This is a genomic window from Pseudomonas sp. YH-1 (assembly GCF_051990045.1).
Classification (GTDB): domain Bacteria; phylum Pseudomonadota; class Gammaproteobacteria; order Pseudomonadales; family Pseudomonadaceae; genus Pseudomonas; species Pseudomonas nicosulfuronedens.
The window spans coordinates 2,341,093-2,356,141 of the sequence record NZ_CP178184.1 but is presented as its reverse complement, the minus strand read 5'-3'; the positions used below and the strand labels follow the sequence as shown (position 1 = coordinate 2,356,141).

The window sequence follows — 15,049 nt, the reverse complement described above, 5'->3', positions numbered from 1 at the left end:
GGTGGTAAATCAGAAATTGCCCTGGACCCAGCGTTTGAGCTTTTCCAGTACCGGTGTCTTGGGTTCGTCGCTGCTGAAGCTGCTGCCGGACATGGAGATGCCGTCGGATTGCTTTTGCAGTCCGTACAGGAGCAGCCCCACACCGGTGGAATAGATTGGATTGCGCACGACGTCGGCCAGTCCCTTGACGCTGTGGGGTACGCCCAGGCGCACCGGCATGTGAAAGATCTCTTCGGCCAGCTCGACGGCGCCTTCCATCTTGGAAGTGCCACCGGTCAGGACGATCCCGGCTGGAATCAGGTCCTCGTAGCCACTGCGACGCAGCTCTGCCTGAACCAGGGTGAAGAGCTCGTCGTAGCGAGGCTCGACCACTTCGGCAAGCGCTTGGCGCGACAGTTCCCGCGGCGGACGATCACCGACGCTGGGCACCTTGATGGTTTCGCCGGGGCCGGCCAGTTTGGCCAGTGCACAGGCGTAGCGAATCTTGATTTCCTCAGCGTACTGAGTCGGGGTGCGCAGCGCCATGGCGATGTCATTGGTGACCTGGTCACCAGCGATCGGGATCACCGCCGTGTGGCGGATGGCGCCTTCGGTAAAGATGGCGATATCGGTGGTGCCGCCGCCGATGTCCACCAGGCATACGCCCAGTTCCTTCTCGTCCTCGGTGAGCACGGAGTAGGCCGAGGCCAACTGCTCGAGGATGATGTCGTCCACCTCAAGACCGCAGCGGCGCACGCACTTCTCGATGTTCTGTGCGGCGTTCACGGCGCAGGTCACCACGTGCACCTTGGCTTCCAGGCGGACGCCGGACATGCCCAGCGGCTCGCGTACGCCTTCCTGGTTATCGATCACGTAGTCCTGGGCCAGGGTGTGCAGCACACGCTGGTCGGCCGGGATGGCCACGGCCTGGGCCGCGTCCAGCACGCGTTCGATGTCCGCGCCGCTGACTTCGCGGTCGCGGATCGCCACGATGCCGTGGGAGTTCAGGCTGCGGATATGGTTGCCGGCGATGCCGACGAAGGCCGAGTGGATACGGCAGCCAGCCATCTGCTGGGCTTCATCGATGGCGCGCTGGATCGATTGCACGGTGGATTCGATGTTGACCACCACGCCCTTCTTCAGGCCGCGCGACGGATGCGTCCCGATGCCGACGATTTCCAGCTTGCCATCAGCCGCCACCTCGCCCACCAGCGCCACCACCTTGGAGGTACCGATGTCCAGGCCAACGACCATTTTGCCGCTCTGCACGCTTGCCATGTTTATAGAAGTCTCCTCAACTCACTGCGCGGCGGTGGTCTGAGCCACCGTCGCTTCCGGCATCGGATCGCGCCAACCCACGGCCAGGCCGTTGGGGTAGCGCATGTCGATGCGGGCAATTTTCGTAATCTGGTCTTTCAGCGCCTTGTCGTAGATGGTCACGAACCGGCGAATCTGTTCTACCGCGTGATCGCGGCCCAGCATGATCTCCACGCCCTGCGCGGTGCCCAGGGTCCAGGCGCCGCGAGAGCTCATGTCCAGGCTGGCGATGGTGAAGCCCAGCGGGCGGAGCATCTGGCTGAGAATCTGGTATTGCTGCATCACTTGCTGCTGAGCGCGCTGCGGGCCCGACAGGCGCGGCAGGTGCTCGTAGTTGGCCACTTCACGCGGGGCAAAAGCCTGACCCTGGTTGTTCAGCAGGGCTTCGTCACCCCAACGGGCGATGGGCAATTGCTCGTCCAGGCGCACAACCACCTGATCAGGCCAAACGCGGCGCACTTCGGCATGGGCGATCCAGGGCATCTGCTCCAGCTCCTGACGCATGCCGGCCAGGTCGATGGTGAAGAAGCTGGCCGACACGTAGGGGCTGATCCGCTGCTGCACCGCCGCTTGGCTGATGTAGCTGAGGTCGCCTTCCACGCTGACCTTGGCAATCGGGCGGTCGGCATAGGGCAGCACGTATTGCGCGCCGTAGTAAGCACCGCCGCCGAGCACGCCCAGCACCAGAGGCCACAGCAGCACCTTCAGGAAGCCGAAGCTGGGCTTGGGCATGCGAGCGCTGAGCGGCTCCTTGGCCACCAGACGGCTGGCGCCGCGCGGCACCGGCTTGCGTGCGGGGGCACGGCCGATTCCGGGATTCTGGTGACGAAGCTGCGCGCCGTTCATGACTTACCCCCTTGCCTCGACGCTGTCGGCGAGGATCGCCAGCACCAGTTGCTGGAAATCCAGGCCGGCCGCGCGCGCGGCCATGGGCACCAGGCTGTGGTCGGTCATGCCCGGTGCGGTGTTCACTTCCAACAGCCAGAAACGCCCTTGGGCGTCCTGCATCACATCGGTCCGACCCCAGCCCTGGATGCCGAGGGCATCGCAGGCGCGCGCGGTCAGGTCCTTGAGCTCCTGCTCCTTGTCGGCGTCGAGGCCGCAGGGAATCTGGTACTGGGTATCGTTGGCCAGGTACTTCGCGTCGTAGTCATAGAAGGTGTGCGGGGTGCCCAGGCGAATGGGCGGCAGCACCTGGCCACGAAGGATCGCGACGGTGAACTCGGGGCCGCTGATCCATTGCTCGACGAGCACCTGCGGGTCGTATTTCGCGGCGACGGTCCAGGCGGCGATCAGCTCCTGCTCGCTGTTCACCTTGGCCATGCCGATGCTCGAACCTTCGCTGGCCGGCTTGACGATCAGCGGGAAACCCAGCTTCGCAGCCGCGGCACGGCAATCGTCCTCGCTGGCGAGCACGGCGTGGTCGGGCGTCGGCAAGCCGAGGCTCAGCCAGACACGCTTGGTGCGCAGCTTGTCCATGGCCAGGGCGGACGCGAGCACGCCGCTGCCGGTGTAGGGAATGCCGGCGATTTCCAGCAGACCCTGCATGGTGCCGTCTTCACCGCCACGGCCGTGGAGGATGATGAAGGCACGGTCGATCTTCTCGCGGGTCAGACGCTCCAGCAGATCGTCGCCCACATCGATGCCAAAAGCGTCCACGCCCGCGCCCTGCAGAGCCTGCAGGACCATGGCGCCGGACTTCAGCGACACCTCGCGCTCGGCGCTCTTGCCGCCATACAGCACAGCGACGCGACCGAAGGCGCGGGGCTCGAGGGCGGATTTGAGGGCGTCACTCATTGCTTCTTCCCCTCGACGCCAGCAGCAGCAGCGGCGCCGAACATCGGATTCTTGATCAGTGCCGGAGCCAGCCCGCCGATATCGCCGGCGCCCTGGCAGAGCAGGATGTCGCCCGGACGCAGGAGCGGCTTGAGCAGAGAAGCGAGGTCACCGCCACGCTCCAGATAGATCGGGTCGAGCTGGCCGCGCTGGCGGATGCTGTGGCACAGGTGACGGCTGTCGGCGCCGGGGATCGGCTCTTCGCCGGCCGGGTAGACCTCCATCAGCATCAGCACGTTGGCTTCGCCCAGCACCTGCACGAAGTCGTCATACAGATCGCGGGTACGGCTGAAGCGGTGCGGTTGGTAGACCATCACCAGACGGCGCTCCGGCCAGCCACCACGCACGGCCTTGATCACCGCCGCGACTTCGCGCGGGTGGTGGCCGTAGTCGTCGACCAGCATCACGCTGCCGCCTTCCACCTGCAGGTCGCCGTAGACCTGGAAGCGTCGGCCGACGCCCTGGAAACCGGACAGGCCCTGGACGATGGCCTCATCGGAGATGCCCTCGTCGGTGGCAATGACAATGGTCGCCAGGGAGTTCAGCACGTTGTGCAGGCCGGGCATGTTCACCGAAACGTCCAGCGGCTCGCGCTCGGGGCGCAGCACGGTGAAGTAGGTACGCATGCCTTCCTGGCGGATGTTGATGGCGCGGACGTCGGCGTCCTCGCTCAGGCCGTAAGTGACGGTGGGGCGGGCGACCTGCGGCAGGATCTCGCGCACGACCGGGTCGTCCACACAGACCACGGCCAGGCCGTAGAACGGCAGGTTGTGCAGGAAGTCGACGAAGGTGCGCTTGAGCTTGTTGAAGTCGCCGCCGTAGGTGCTCATGTGGTCGGCGTCGATGTTGGTGACCACCGAGACCATCGGCTGCAGGTGCAGGAAGCTGGCGTCGCTCTCGTCCGCCTCGGCCACCAGGTAACGGCTGGTACCCAGCTGCGCGTTGGTGCCGGCGGCGTTCAGGCGGCCGCCGATGACGAAGGTCGGGTCCAGGCCGCCGGCAGCGAATACCGAGGCGATCAGGCTGGTGGTGGTGGTCTTGCCGTGGGTACCGGCTACGGCGATACCGTGGCGGTAGCGCATCAGCTCGGCGAGCATCTCGGCACGCGGCACGACCGGCACGCGGCGATCCAGCGCAGCGGCAACTTCCGGGTTCGACTTGTTCACCGCGCTGGATACCACCAGCACGTCGGCGCCGTCGGAGTTCTCCGCGCGGTGGCCGATGAAGATTTCCGCGCCGAATTTTTCCAGGCGCTCGGTAACCGGCGACGCCTTGAGGTCGGAGCCGGAGACTTCGTAGCCGAGGTTGAGCAGCACTTCCGCGATACCGCACATGCCCACGCCACCGATGCCGACGAAGTGGATGCGGCGGATGCGCCGCATGGTGCGGGTGACGCCGGTGGGTTCTTTAACCACGGGCCACCTCCAGGCAGGCATCGACTACCGTGCGGGTAGCCTCGGGCTTGGCCAGGCTGCGTGCGCGAGCGGCCATGCGGGTCAGGGAATCGGGATGCATCAATACCTCGGACAACTGCGCGGCCAGTTCGGCGGCGCTGGTAGATTTCTGTGGCAGCAGAAGGGCCGCGCCCTCCCGCACCAGGAATTCGGCGTTCTTGGTCTGGTGGTCGTCGATCGCATGGGGTAGCGGCACCAGGAAGGACGGCAGGCCGGCGGCAGTCAGCTCGCTCACGGTCAGCGCTCCGGCGCGGCAGATCACCAGATCGGCCCAGGCGTAGGCAGCGGCCATGTCTGCGATGAACGGAGCTACGTCCGCTTCGACACCCGCAGTGCGATAACGCTCCGCTGTAATTTCGTCATGCTGACGACCGGCCTGATGGCGAATGGCCGGGCGAATCTCAGCCGGCACCTGCGCCAGCGCTTCGGGCAGCAGCTTGTTCAGTGGTTCGGCGCCCAGGCTGCCACCCAGCACCAGCAGGTTGACGCGACGACCAGCCAACGGCGCACGGGCGTCCTCCTCCAGGAACAGTTCAGCGCGCACCGGGTTGCCAGTGGTCAGGCGCTTGGCGCTGCTGTCGAAGGTATCCGGGAAGGCTTCGCAGACACGCTTGGCCAGCGGCGCGAGGCTGCGATTGGCGGTGCCGGCGACGGCGTTCTGCTCATGGATCACCAGCGGCACGCCGGACAGCTTGGCAGCCAGGCCGCCCGGACCGGTGACGTAGCCACCCAGGCCGAGCACGCAGACCGGCTTGAGCTGGCGCACCACGCCCAGGGCCTGGAACAGCGACTTGAGCAGATCGAACGGCGCTCGCAGCAGGGACTTGAGGCCCTTGCCACGCAGGCCGCTGACGTTGATCAGGTGCAGCGGCAGGCCGGCCTTGGGTACCAGATCGTTTTCGATACCACGTGGGGTGCCCAGCCAGTGCACGCTGTAACCGCGTGCCTGGAACTCACGGGCGCAGGCCAGGGCCGGGAACACGTGTCCGCCGGTGCCGCCCGCCATGATCAGGACGTTACCTTTCATCGGCAAAGTCCTCTTCGCTGAATTCATATTCCTCGCTGCCCATCACGGTGCGGCGCTCCCATTCGATGCGCAGCAGCATCCCCAGCTGGGCACAGCAGATCACCAGGGAACTGCCGCCGTAGCTGAGGAACGGCAAGGTCAGGCCCTTGGTCGGCAGCAGGCCGACGTTCACTCCCACGTTGATCAGGAACTGGCCGATCCACAGGAAAGCCAGTCCGTAGGCGACGTAGGCGGAGAAGTACTGTTTCGACTGCTCGGCCCAGATACCGATGTACAGCGCGCGCAGGCTGACGAAGACGAACAGGGCCACGGTGGCCATGGCGCCGACGATGCCCAGCTCTTCGGCGAGGACCGCGAACACGAAGTCGGTGTGCGCCTCGGGCAGGTAGAACTGCTTCTGGATGCTGTTGCCCAGGCCCATGCCGGTCCAGCCGCCGCGGCCGAAGGCGATCAGCGCCTGGCTGAGCTGGTAGCCCGCGCCGAACTGGTCGGCCCAAGGATCGGTGAAGTTGGTCAGACGCGCCATCCGGTAAGGCTGGGTCTGGATCAGCAGCACCACGGCGCCGACCGCCAGCGCGACCATCAGACCGAAGCGGAACAGGCCCACACCGCCGAGGAACAGCATCGCGGCGGCCGCGCCCATCATCACCACGGTGGCGCCGAAGTCCGGCTCGCGCAGCAGCAGGCCGGCCATGGGCAGCAGCACCACGAACGGCTTGAAGAAGCCCAGCCAGCTTTCGCGTACCTCCTCCTGGCGGCGAACCAGGTAGCCAGCCATGAAGATCACCACGAAGACCTTGGCGATCTCCGAGGGCTGGATGTTGAACAGGCCGAAGCCGATCCAGCGCATGGAACCGTTCACTTCGCGACCGATGCCGGGGGTGATCACCATCACCAGCAGCACAAAGGCCACGGCCAGCAGCTTCCAGCCCCAGCGCTGCCAGGTTTCCATCGGCACCATCATGGTCACGCCGCAGGCGACGAAGCCGATGGCGAGATAGATCAGGTGACGGACCGAGAAGTACAGCGGGTTGCCGGACTGCGCCGCGGCGACTTCGGAGGATGCCGAAGTGACCATCACCAGGCCGAGGCCGAGCAGCGCCAGACAACCCGCAAGCAGCGGGAAGTCGATGTCGATGCCGTTGCGGCTGATCAGCGGGGACGGGTACGGGCGCAGGAAGGAGAACATCAGGCGAGCTCCTCCACGGCCTTGGCGAACAGGCGTCCGCGTTCTTCGTAGTTCTTGAACATGTCCAGGCTCGCGCAGGCTGGCGACAGCAGTACCGCGTCGCCCGGCAGGGCCAGATCGCTGGCATGCTCGACAGCTTCTTCGAGGGTATTCACGCGAACCTTGGGCACGACGTTGCCAATGGCAGCGCCCACCAGCTCGGCGTCGCGGCCCAGCAGCATCACGGCGCGGCAATGTTGCGCGACCGGCTCACGCAGGTCGTGGAAGTCGGCACCCTTGCCGTCGCCACCGGCGATCAGCACCAGCTTGCCGTCGATATCCGCTCCCAGGCCTTCGATGGCAGCCAGGGCAGCACCGACGTTGGTGGCCTTGGAGTCGTCGTAGTAGTTCACGCCATTGCGCTCGCGAACCCACTGGCAGCGGTGGGCGAGACCGGCGAACTCACGCAGGGTCTGAAGCATCGACTCGAACGGCAGGCCAACGGCATGCCCCAGCGCCAGCGCGGCCAGGGCGTTGGACTGGTTGTGCGCACCACGGATCTTCAGCTCGCGCGCCGGCATCAGCTTGTCGAACTGGAAGGCCAGCCACTTCTCTCCGTCCTCTTCGATCAGGCCGAAGGCCTTGAAGTCCGGCTTGTTGATACCGAAGGTCCAGCACGGCACGTTGTCAGCGATCAGCGGGCGGCTCAACGCGTCGGCACGATTCACCACGACCTGTTTGGCGCCGCGGAAGATGCGGTGCTTGGCGAGGTGGTAATCGGCCATGCCGTCATAGCGGTCCATGTGGTCTTCGCTGACGTTGAGGCAGGTGGCGACCTCGGCGTTCAGACGCTCGCAGGTCTCCAGCTGGAAGCTGGACAGCTCCACCACATACAGCTCGACGTCATCGGCCAGCAGGTCCAGCGCCGGGGTGCCGAGGTTGCCGCCAACGGCGACGCGCTTGCCGGCTGCCTTGGCCATGTCGCCCACCAGGGTGGTGACGGTGCTCTTGGCGTTGGAACCGGTGATGGCGACGATCGGCGCCTTCGCGTGACGCGCGAACAGGTCCACGTCGCCGGACATGCGCACGCCACGGGCAGCAGCTTCGATCAGCGCCGGCACGCGCAGCGACAGGCCGGGGCTCACGTAGAGCTCCTGTGCACGACAGAGGAAATCGGCGTCGAGGTCACCGCAGCGCACCTCGACCTGCGGGTACAGCTCGCGCAGGGTCGCCAGCTCCGGCGGATTCGCGCGCGTATCGGCCACGGCAAACGGCACGCCCTGGCGCGCCAGGTAGCGCACCAGGGACATGCCGCTCTTGCCGAGGCCGACAACGATGCGGAATTGGTCGGAAGCGATCAGGCTCATGCTCGATCAGTCCTCAACGCAGTTTCAACGTGGCCAGGCCGATCAGCACGAGAATCACCGTGATGATCCAGAAGCGCACGATCACGCGCGGCTCCGGCCAGCCTTTGAGTTCGAAGTGGTGGTGGATCGGCGCCATGCGGAACACCCGCTTGCCGGTCAGTTTGAAGGAGGCGACCTGGATCACCACCGACAGGGTTTCCATCACGAACACGCCGCCCATGATGAACAGCACGATTTCCTGGCGGACGATCACCGCGATGGTGCCCAGCGCGGCGCCGAGCGCCAGCGCGCCGACGTCACCCATGAAGACCTGCGCCGGATAGGTGTTGAACCAGAGGAAGCCCAGCCCTGCGCCGACGATGGCGCCGCAGAAGATGATCAGCTCGCCCGCACCCGGAACGCTCGGGATGAACAGGTATTCGGCGAATTTGATGTTGCCCGACAGGTAGCAGAAGATCCCCAGCGCGCCGCCGACCATCACGGTGGGCATGATGGCGAGGCCGTCGAGGCCGTCGGTCAGGTTCACCGCGTTGCTGGAGCCGACGATCACGAAGTAGGTCAGCACCACGAAGAAGATGCCCAGCGGGATCTCGACGTTCTTCAGCATCGGCACGATCAGGGTGGTCTCGACCGGCGTCTCGGCAGTCATATAGAGGAAGATCGCGGCGCCCAGGCCGAATACCGACTGCCAGAAATACTTCCAGCGGCTCGGCAGGCCACGGGAGTTCTTCTCGATCACCTTGCGGTAGTCATCCACCCAGCCGATGGCGCCGAACAGCAGGGTCACGGCCAGCACGACCCAGACGTAGCGGTTCGACCAGTCGGACCACAGCAGCGTGCTGATGGCAATGGCGGTGAGGATCAGCGCGCCACCCATGGTCGGCGTGCCTTTCTTGGACAGGTGCGATTGCGGACCGTCATTGCGCACGGACTGGCCGATCTGGCGGATCTGCAGGGTGCGGATCATCCACGGGCCCAGCCACAGCGACAGGGCGAGTGCGGTCAGCACGCTCAGGATGCCGCGCAGGGTCAGGTACTGGAAGACGCCGAAGCCCTTGTAGAACTGTTGCAGGTACTCGGCGAGCAGCAGCAGCATTTAGTGACTCTCCTCGGAGGAACCACAGAGCGCCGCGACGACCTTGTCCATCGCCGCGCTGCGGGAACCCTTGATCAGAATGGTGGTTGTCGAAGCTTCTTCGGCCAGGGCCTGGATCAGGCTGGCCTGATCGGCGAAGTGCCGGCCCGCGGAACCGAACGCCTGCACGGCGTGGCTCATCAACGGTCCGACGGCATAGAGCGCGGTGACTTTGCCAATGGCGTAGGTTCCCACTTCGCGGTGGGAAGATTCCGCCCAGGCACCCAGCTCGCCCATGTCCCCGAGGACCAGGACGGTCCGGCCGGAAAAGCCGGCGAGTATATCAATCGCCGCGCAGATTGAAGCCGGGTTGGCGTTGTAGCTGTCATCGATCACACGCATGCCATTCGTCGCCAACTGGGCTACGGCGCGACCCTTGACCGGCTGCAGGTTCTGCAGGCCGGAAACGATCCCGACCAGTGGCACGCCAAGGGCATGGGCGGCGGCGGCGGCGGCCAGCGCGTTCGTGACGTTGTGCTCACCGAGCAGATTCAGCTGAACGGCAGCCTCGCCAGCCGGGCCCTGCAGGGTGAACCCAGGGCAACCGCGGGCATCACGCTGTACATCGCTGGCGCGGAAGTCGGCACGGGCGTCGTGCAGGCCGAAACTGGAGATACGGCGACCGGCGGCGCGGGCCTGCCAGGTGTCGAAGGCCTTGTCGTCACGGTTGAGGATGGCCACGCCGTCAGCGGCCAGCCCTTCGAGGATCTCGCCCTTGGCCAGGACAATCTTGTCCTGACCACCGAACTCGCCCACGTGGGCAGTGCCGGCGTTGGTGATGATGGCGACCTGCGGACGGGTCAGCGCGACGGTGTAGGCAATCTCCCCGACACGGTTGGCGCCCAGCTCGATGACTGCACTTTTATGCTCTGGAGCCAGCTGCAACAGGGTCAGCGGCGCACCGAGGTCGTTGTTCAGGTTGCCGCGGGTCGCCAGGACTTCGCCCTGGGTCCGCAGGATGCTGGCGAGCATTTCCTTCACGGTGGTCTTGCCGCTGGAACCGGTCACGGCGGCAACACGGCCGGTGAAGGCAGTGCGGTTCAGCGCGCCGAGCTGGCCCAGTGCAATACGGGTGTCTGCCACGACCAGTTGCGGCAGCGGCGCACCGGCGACTTCGCGATCGACCAGAGCGGCGACTGCGCCCTTGGCAGCGACGTCGGCCAGGTAGTCGTGACCATCGAAACGCGGCCCGGTCAGGGCAATGAACAGCTGGCCGGGCACGATGGCGCGGCTATCGGTGCTCACGGCATCGAAGCTGACATCAGCACCGACCACTCGGCCTTGCAGTGCAGCAGCGACCTCATTGAGCGAAAGGGGCTTAAGCACGCTTCACCTCCCAGGCAGCCAGCGCCTTGGCGGCTTGATCCAGATCGGAGAACGGGTGGCGAACACCGTCGATCTCCTGGTAATCCTCATGTCCCTTGCCGGCCAGCAGCACGACATCGTCGACTCCGGCAGAAGCAATCAGACGGGCGATGGCCTCGCCACGACCGGGCACGAATTCGACCGCTTCGGGCTTGGTGAAGCCGGCACGAATGTCGGCGATGATCGCGTCGCTCTTCTCGGTGCGCGGGTTGTCATCGGTGACCAGCACGCGATCAGCATGCTGCTCGGCGATCTGCGCCATGATCGGGCGCTTGCCGCTGTCACGGTCGCCGCCGCAGCCGAACAGGCACAGCAGTCGACCATGAACGTGCGGGCGCAGGGCCAGCAGGACTTTTTCCAGCGCGTCCGGAGTGTGGGCGTAGTCCACGACTACCAACGGTTTTTCGCCGCCGCCCAGGCGCTGCATGCGCCCAATCGGACCTTCCAGCTGCGGCAGTACCTTGAGCACGTCGCCCAGCGGGTAGTCCAGGCCCAGCAGCGCACCGACCACGGCCAGCAGGTTGCTCAGGTTGAACTTGCCCAGCAGCGAGCTGCGCAGCAGGCCTTCGCCCTGCGGGGTGACGATCTGCGCTTGCACGCCGGCATCGCTGAAGGTGGCTTCGCGGCAGTAGATGTAGGCCGACGGATCGCTCAGGCTGTAACCCATCAGACGGGACTCGTGGGACTCGGCGGCCAGTTGACGGCCGAAGTCGTCGTCCAGGTTGATCACCCGGCAGCGCAGACCCTGCCAGGCGAACAGCTTGGCCTTGGCAGCACCGTAGGCCTCCATCGAGCCGTGGTAGTCCAGGTGATCGCGGGACAGGTTGGTGAACACCGCCACGTCGAAGCCCAGCGCCGCGACACGGCCTTGCTCCAGCCCATGGGAGGACACTTCCATGGCCACTGCCTTGGCTCCCGCCTGCTTCAGGCGCGCCAGGGTCGCCTGCACGGCGAGCGGGTCGGGCGTGGTGTGACGGCCGCTTTCCAGCGCGCCATAGAAACCGGTACCGAGGGTGCCGACGATGCCACAGCGCTCGCCGAGCAGGTCCAGCGCCTGGGCCACCAGCTGGCTGACGCTGGTCTTGCCGTTGGTGCCGGTCACGCCGACCAGTTCGACGCCACGACTCGGTTCGCCATAGAAGCGACCGGCGATAGCCGACAGCTGCCTGGCGAGACCCTTGATAGCAATCATCGGCACATCGCTGGGCGGCAGATCGACTGCGCCCTCGGCCTCATAGGCGACTGCCGCAGCGCCCAGGCTGAGCGCGGCGGCAATGTGCCCGCGGCCATCCTGGCGACCACCCGGCACGGCCAGGAACAGGTCGCCCGGTTTGACGGTGCGGCTGTCCAGGGTCAGTTCGCGGATCAGTTCGCCGCTTTCGGCTTGTGGCAGCAGCTGGTTCAGGCTCATCGGCATCAGCCACGCCCTCCTTTGGCAGCGGGCGCAGCATCAGCTTGTTGCTGCGGGGTCGCCGGCAGGTTGTCCGGCGGCACGTTCATCAGGCGCAGCGTGCCGGACATCACCTTGCTGAACACCGGCGCGGACACCAGGCCACCGAAGTAGCCGGCCTTGCTGGGTTCATCGATGACCACCACGGCGACATAGCGCGGATTGCTCATCGGCGCGAAGCCGGCGAACAGGGAGCGGTAGGAATTCTCGGCGTAGCCCTTGGCGCCCGTCGCGGTCTTGCGCGCGGTACCGGACTTGCCGGCCACGTGGTAACCCGGCACCTGGGCGCGGTATACGCCGTTCGGCGCTTCGATCACTTGCTGCAGCATGCCCTGCATGGTCTTGGCGACCGGCTCGGGGATGACCTGGGTGGCTTCTGCCGGGCGATCAGCGCGGACCATGGTCAGCGGCACGCTGCGGCCATTGTTGGCCAACGCCGCATAGGCATGGGCCAGCTGGATCGCGGTGACGGAGAGGCCGTAGCCGTAGGACAGGGTCGCGGTTTCTGCCTTGCGCCATTCCCGGTAATTCGGCAGGTTGCCGACGCGCTCGCCGGGGAAGCCCAGACCGGTGTCCTGGCCGAGGCCGACCTTCTGCATCAGGCTGTAGATGGCTTCGCCACCGATATCGAAGGCGACCTTGCTCATGCCCACGTTACTGGAGCGGATCAGGATGCCGGTCAGGTCCAGCACCGGCCCTTCGGTGCGGGACACGTCACGAATGGTGTAACGGCCGATCTGCAGCGTGCCGGGGTAGACCTCGACCTTGTCGGTGGGCTTCCAGCGGCCGGTTTCCAGCGCCGCGCTCATGGAGAACGGCTTCATGGTCGAACCCGGCTCGAACACGTCGATCATGGCGCGGTTGCGCATCATCGCCGGCTGCAGGTTGCGACGGTTGTTCGGGTTGTAGGTCGGCTGGTTGGCCATGGCCAGCACTTCGCCGGACTTCACGTCGAGAATCACCAGGCTGCCAGCCTTGGCGCCGTTCTCCACCAGCGCATTGCGCAGCTCGCGGTTGGCGAGGTACTGCAGGCGCAGGTCAATGGACAGCGCCAGGGTCTTGCCGGCCTTGGCGTTGCGGGTGACCTGCACGTCACGGATCAGGTGACCACGACGGTCCTTGAGCACCTGACGCTTGCCCGGCACACCGGCCAGCCAGCTGTCGAAGGCCAGTTCCACGCCTTCACGGCCGCGGTCGTCGACGTCGGTGAAGCCCACTACCTGTGCGGCGACTTCGCCGGACGGGTAGAAGCGGCGGAATTCCTCGACCGAATAGACGCCGGGGATGCGATGGGTCTTCACCTGGGCCATCACGGCCTCACCCTGCTCCGGGGTCAGGCCACGGACGAGGTAGATGAATTCCTTGTCGGCGTTTGCCTCCAGCCGCTCGGACAGAGCCGCCTTGGGCTGACCAAGGGCGTCGGCAAGAAAACCCCATTTTTCACGCTCGAGCACCAGCTCCTTGGGGTTGGCCCAGAGCGTGGCGACAGGCGTACTCACCGCCAGCGGCTCGCCATTGCGATCAGTGATCAGCCCACGGTGCGCGGGAATGGTGATGTGCCGCACGCTGCGCGCATCGCCCTGGCCCTTGAGGAAGTCGTGGTCGATGACGTGCAGGTCGACGATCCGCCAGGCGATCGCCGCCACCATCGCCAGCAGCAAGGCGATGACGACGCGGAAGCGCCAGGGGTAGCGAGCGCCGGCCAGGTCTCTCATGGCGCCACCATGATGATTTCGGTCGGATCGGGCACGCGCATCTTCAACTGGTCGGTCGCCAGACCTTCGATGCGGCTGTGGGCCGTCCAGGTGCTCTGCTCAAGGATCAGGCGGCCGTATTCGGCCTGCGCCTTGTCGCGAATATTGAGCTCGGTGTAAAGCGAGTTGAGCAGTTGGCGGTTCCAGTAGGCGCTGTAGGAAACGGAGATGGCCGACAGCAGCACGCCGATGAACAGCAGCAACATGAAGAAGCTGCCGGTCGGCAGACGCTTGGAGAACAGGCGGCTCATCTGAGCTTCTCCGCGATACGCATGACTGCGCTGCGCGAACGCGGGTTGGCCTTGAGCTCCGCCTCAGAGGCATAGACCGGCTTGCCGATCAGCTTCAGGCGCGGATCGAAAGGCTTGACCTGGATCGGCAGATTGCGCGGCAGATTGTCCGCCTCGCCCTTCACCTGCTTGCGCATGAACTGTTTGACGATACGGTCTTCCAGCGAATGGAAGCTGATCACCACCAGGCGACCACCCACGGCCAGACCTTCCAGCGCAGCTTCAAGGCCACGCTCCAGATCGCCCAGCTCGTTATTGATGAAGATGCGCAGCCCCTGGAAAGCGCGGGTAGCCGGGTTCTTGCCTTTCTCCCAGGCCGGATTGGCCTCGGTGATCACGGCGGCCAGATCGGCGGTGCGCTCGAAAGGCGCTTCCGCGCGACGCTGCACGATGGCGCGTGCCATACGTTTGGCGAAGCGTTCTTCGCCGTAATCCTTGAATACGCGAGCGATCTCGTCTTCCGCGGCTGTGGCGATCCACTGCGCAGCACTGACGCCCTGCTCCGGGTTCATGCGCATGTCCAGCGGGCCATCGTTGAGGAAGCTGAAGCCTCGCTCGGGGTCATCCAGCTGCGGCGAAGACACGCCCAGGTCCAGCAGAACGCCGTTCACGCTGCCCTGCAGACCACGCGCGGAGAACTCTTCCGCCATCTCGGCGAAGGACCTTTGCACAATGACGAAGCGGCCGTCTTCGGCCGCCAGTGTTTTTCCCGTCGCAATCGCCTGGGGGTCCTTGTCGAACCCGAGCAGTTGACCGCCCGGGCCGAGCTTGCCGAGCAAGGCCCGGCTGTGCCCTCCCCTTCCGAAGGTGCCGTCCACATAGCGGCCGCCCTCCAGGGGGGCCAGCGCTTCGACGGCCTCCTCGAGCAGAACGGTGATGTGTTGGAAGGTACTGGTCACAGGCAGGC

The 15,049-nt window shown here is 65.7% G+C and carries 13 protein-coding genes; all 13 read right to left on the bottom strand.

Translation table 11 applies throughout. From position 1 onward, the window contains the following. Positions 1–9: 9 nt before the first annotated feature. From ftsA to rsmH, 13 genes are read right to left on the bottom strand one after another with little or no spacing between them, the layout of a single operon-like run. Entirely contained in the window at positions 10–1,257 is a 1,248-nt protein-coding gene (gene ftsA / locus ACKI1H_RS11145) for a cell division protein FtsA (RefSeq protein WP_045209630.1), read from the bottom strand. A gap of 21 nt (positions 1,258–1,278) precedes the next feature. Continuing rightward, on the bottom strand, positions 1,279–2,142 hold the full coding sequence (locus tag ACKI1H_RS11140) for a cell division protein FtsQ/DivIB (protein ID WP_138212316.1): 864 nt from the start codon (positions 2,140–2,142) through the stop codon (positions 1,279–1,281). Between the two features lie 3 nt (positions 2,143–2,145). Next, positions 2,146–3,093 (bottom strand): D-alanine--D-alanine ligase, encoded by a 948-nt coding sequence (locus tag ACKI1H_RS11135; protein ID WP_440468360.1) that lies wholly within the window; start codon positions 3,091–3,093, stop codon positions 2,146–2,148. Continuing rightward, positions 3,090–4,547, bottom strand: a complete 1,458-nt coding sequence (murC, locus tag ACKI1H_RS11130; protein ID WP_440468359.1) for a UDP-N-acetylmuramate--L-alanine ligase — start codon at positions 4,545–4,547, stop codon at positions 3,090–3,092. The genes ACKI1H_RS11135 and murC overlap by 4 nt, the downstream gene beginning before the upstream one ends. Next, complete coding sequence (murG, locus tag ACKI1H_RS11125; RefSeq protein ID WP_440468358.1) at positions 4,540–5,613, bottom strand: undecaprenyldiphospho-muramoylpentapeptide beta-N-acetylglucosaminyltransferase; 1,074 nt, start codon at positions 5,611–5,613, stop codon at positions 4,540–4,542. Before murG ends, murC begins: the two co-directional genes overlap by 8 nt. Beyond that, positions 5,603–6,802 carry a putative lipid II flippase FtsW gene (gene ftsW, locus ACKI1H_RS11120; RefSeq protein WP_017518101.1) on the bottom strand — a complete coding sequence of 400 codons (1,200 nt, stop codon included), beginning with the start codon at positions 6,800–6,802 and terminating at the stop codon, positions 5,603–5,605. Before ftsW ends, murG begins: the two co-directional genes overlap by 11 nt. Then, positions 6,802–8,148, bottom strand: a complete 1,347-nt coding sequence (gene murD, locus ACKI1H_RS11115) for a UDP-N-acetylmuramoyl-L-alanine--D-glutamate ligase (protein WP_440468357.1) — start codon at positions 8,146–8,148, stop codon at positions 6,802–6,804. The genes ftsW and murD overlap by 1 nt, the downstream gene beginning before the upstream one ends. Before the next feature lie 13 nt (positions 8,149–8,161). Further along, positions 8,162–9,244 carry a phospho-N-acetylmuramoyl-pentapeptide-transferase gene (gene mraY / locus ACKI1H_RS11110; protein ID WP_081517491.1) on the bottom strand — a complete coding sequence of 361 codons (1,083 nt, stop codon included), beginning with the start codon at positions 9,242–9,244 and terminating at the stop codon, positions 8,162–8,164. Continuing rightward, entirely contained in the window at positions 9,245–10,609 is a 1,365-nt protein-coding gene (locus ACKI1H_RS11105; protein WP_440468356.1) for a UDP-N-acetylmuramoyl-tripeptide--D-alanyl-D-alanine ligase, read from the bottom strand. Next, entirely contained in the window at positions 10,602–12,065 is a 1,464-nt protein-coding gene (locus ACKI1H_RS11100; RefSeq protein WP_440468355.1) for a UDP-N-acetylmuramoyl-L-alanyl-D-glutamate--2,6-diaminopimelate ligase, read from the bottom strand. The genes ACKI1H_RS11105 and ACKI1H_RS11100 overlap by 8 nt, the downstream gene beginning before the upstream one ends. After that, complete coding sequence (locus ACKI1H_RS11095; protein ID WP_440468354.1) at positions 12,065–13,813, bottom strand: peptidoglycan D,D-transpeptidase FtsI family protein; 1,749 nt, start codon at positions 13,811–13,813, stop codon at positions 12,065–12,067. Before ACKI1H_RS11095 ends, ACKI1H_RS11100 begins: the two co-directional genes overlap by 1 nt. Then, complete coding sequence (ftsL, locus tag ACKI1H_RS11090; protein WP_045209619.1) at positions 13,810–14,103, bottom strand: cell division protein FtsL; 294 nt, start codon at positions 14,101–14,103, stop codon at positions 13,810–13,812. The genes ACKI1H_RS11095 and ftsL overlap by 4 nt, the downstream gene beginning before the upstream one ends. Beyond that, positions 14,100–15,041 carry a 16S rRNA (cytosine(1402)-N(4))-methyltransferase RsmH gene (rsmH, locus tag ACKI1H_RS11085; RefSeq protein ID WP_440468353.1) on the bottom strand — a complete coding sequence of 314 codons (942 nt, stop codon included), beginning with the start codon at positions 15,039–15,041 and terminating at the stop codon, positions 14,100–14,102. The genes ftsL and rsmH overlap by 4 nt, the downstream gene beginning before the upstream one ends. Positions 15,042–15,049: the final 8 nt, after the last annotated feature.

What these genes read in the sequence shown, in the direction of transcription:
- ftsA (WP_045209630.1), bottom strand. Translation starts at nt 1,257, where the DNA reads ATGGCAAGCGTGCAGAGCGGCAAAATGGTCGTTGGCCTGGACATCGGT.
- ACKI1H_RS11140 (WP_138212316.1), bottom strand. Translation starts at nt 2,142, where the DNA reads ATGAACGGCGCGCAGCTTCGTCACCAGAATCCCGGAATCGGCCGTGCC.
- ACKI1H_RS11135 (WP_440468360.1), bottom strand. Translation starts at nt 3,093, where the DNA reads ATGAGTGACGCCCTCAAATCCGCCCTCGAGCCCCGCGCCTTCGGTCGC.
- murG (WP_440468358.1), bottom strand. Translation starts at nt 5,613, where the DNA reads ATGAAAGGTAACGTCCTGATCATGGCGGGCGGCACCGGCGGACACGTG.
- ftsW (WP_017518101.1), bottom strand. Translation starts at nt 6,802, where the DNA reads ATGTTCTCCTTCCTGCGCCCGTACCCGTCCCCGCTGATCAGCCGCAAC.
- murD (WP_440468357.1), bottom strand. Translation starts at nt 8,148, where the DNA reads ATGAGCCTGATCGCTTCCGACCAATTCCGCATCGTTGTCGGCCTCGGC.
- mraY (WP_081517491.1), bottom strand. Translation starts at nt 9,244, where the DNA reads ATGCTGCTGCTGCTCGCCGAGTACCTGCAACAGTTCTACAAGGGCTTC.
- ACKI1H_RS11100 (WP_440468355.1), bottom strand. Translation starts at nt 12,065, where the DNA reads ATGCCGATGAGCCTGAACCAGCTGCTGCCACAAGCCGAAAGCGGCGAA.
- ACKI1H_RS11095 (WP_440468354.1), bottom strand. Translation starts at nt 13,813, where the DNA reads ATGAGAGACCTGGCCGGCGCTCGCTACCCCTGGCGCTTCCGCGTCGTC.
- ftsL (WP_045209619.1), bottom strand. Translation starts at nt 14,103, where the DNA reads ATGAGCCGCCTGTTCTCCAAGCGTCTGCCGACCGGCAGCTTCTTCATG.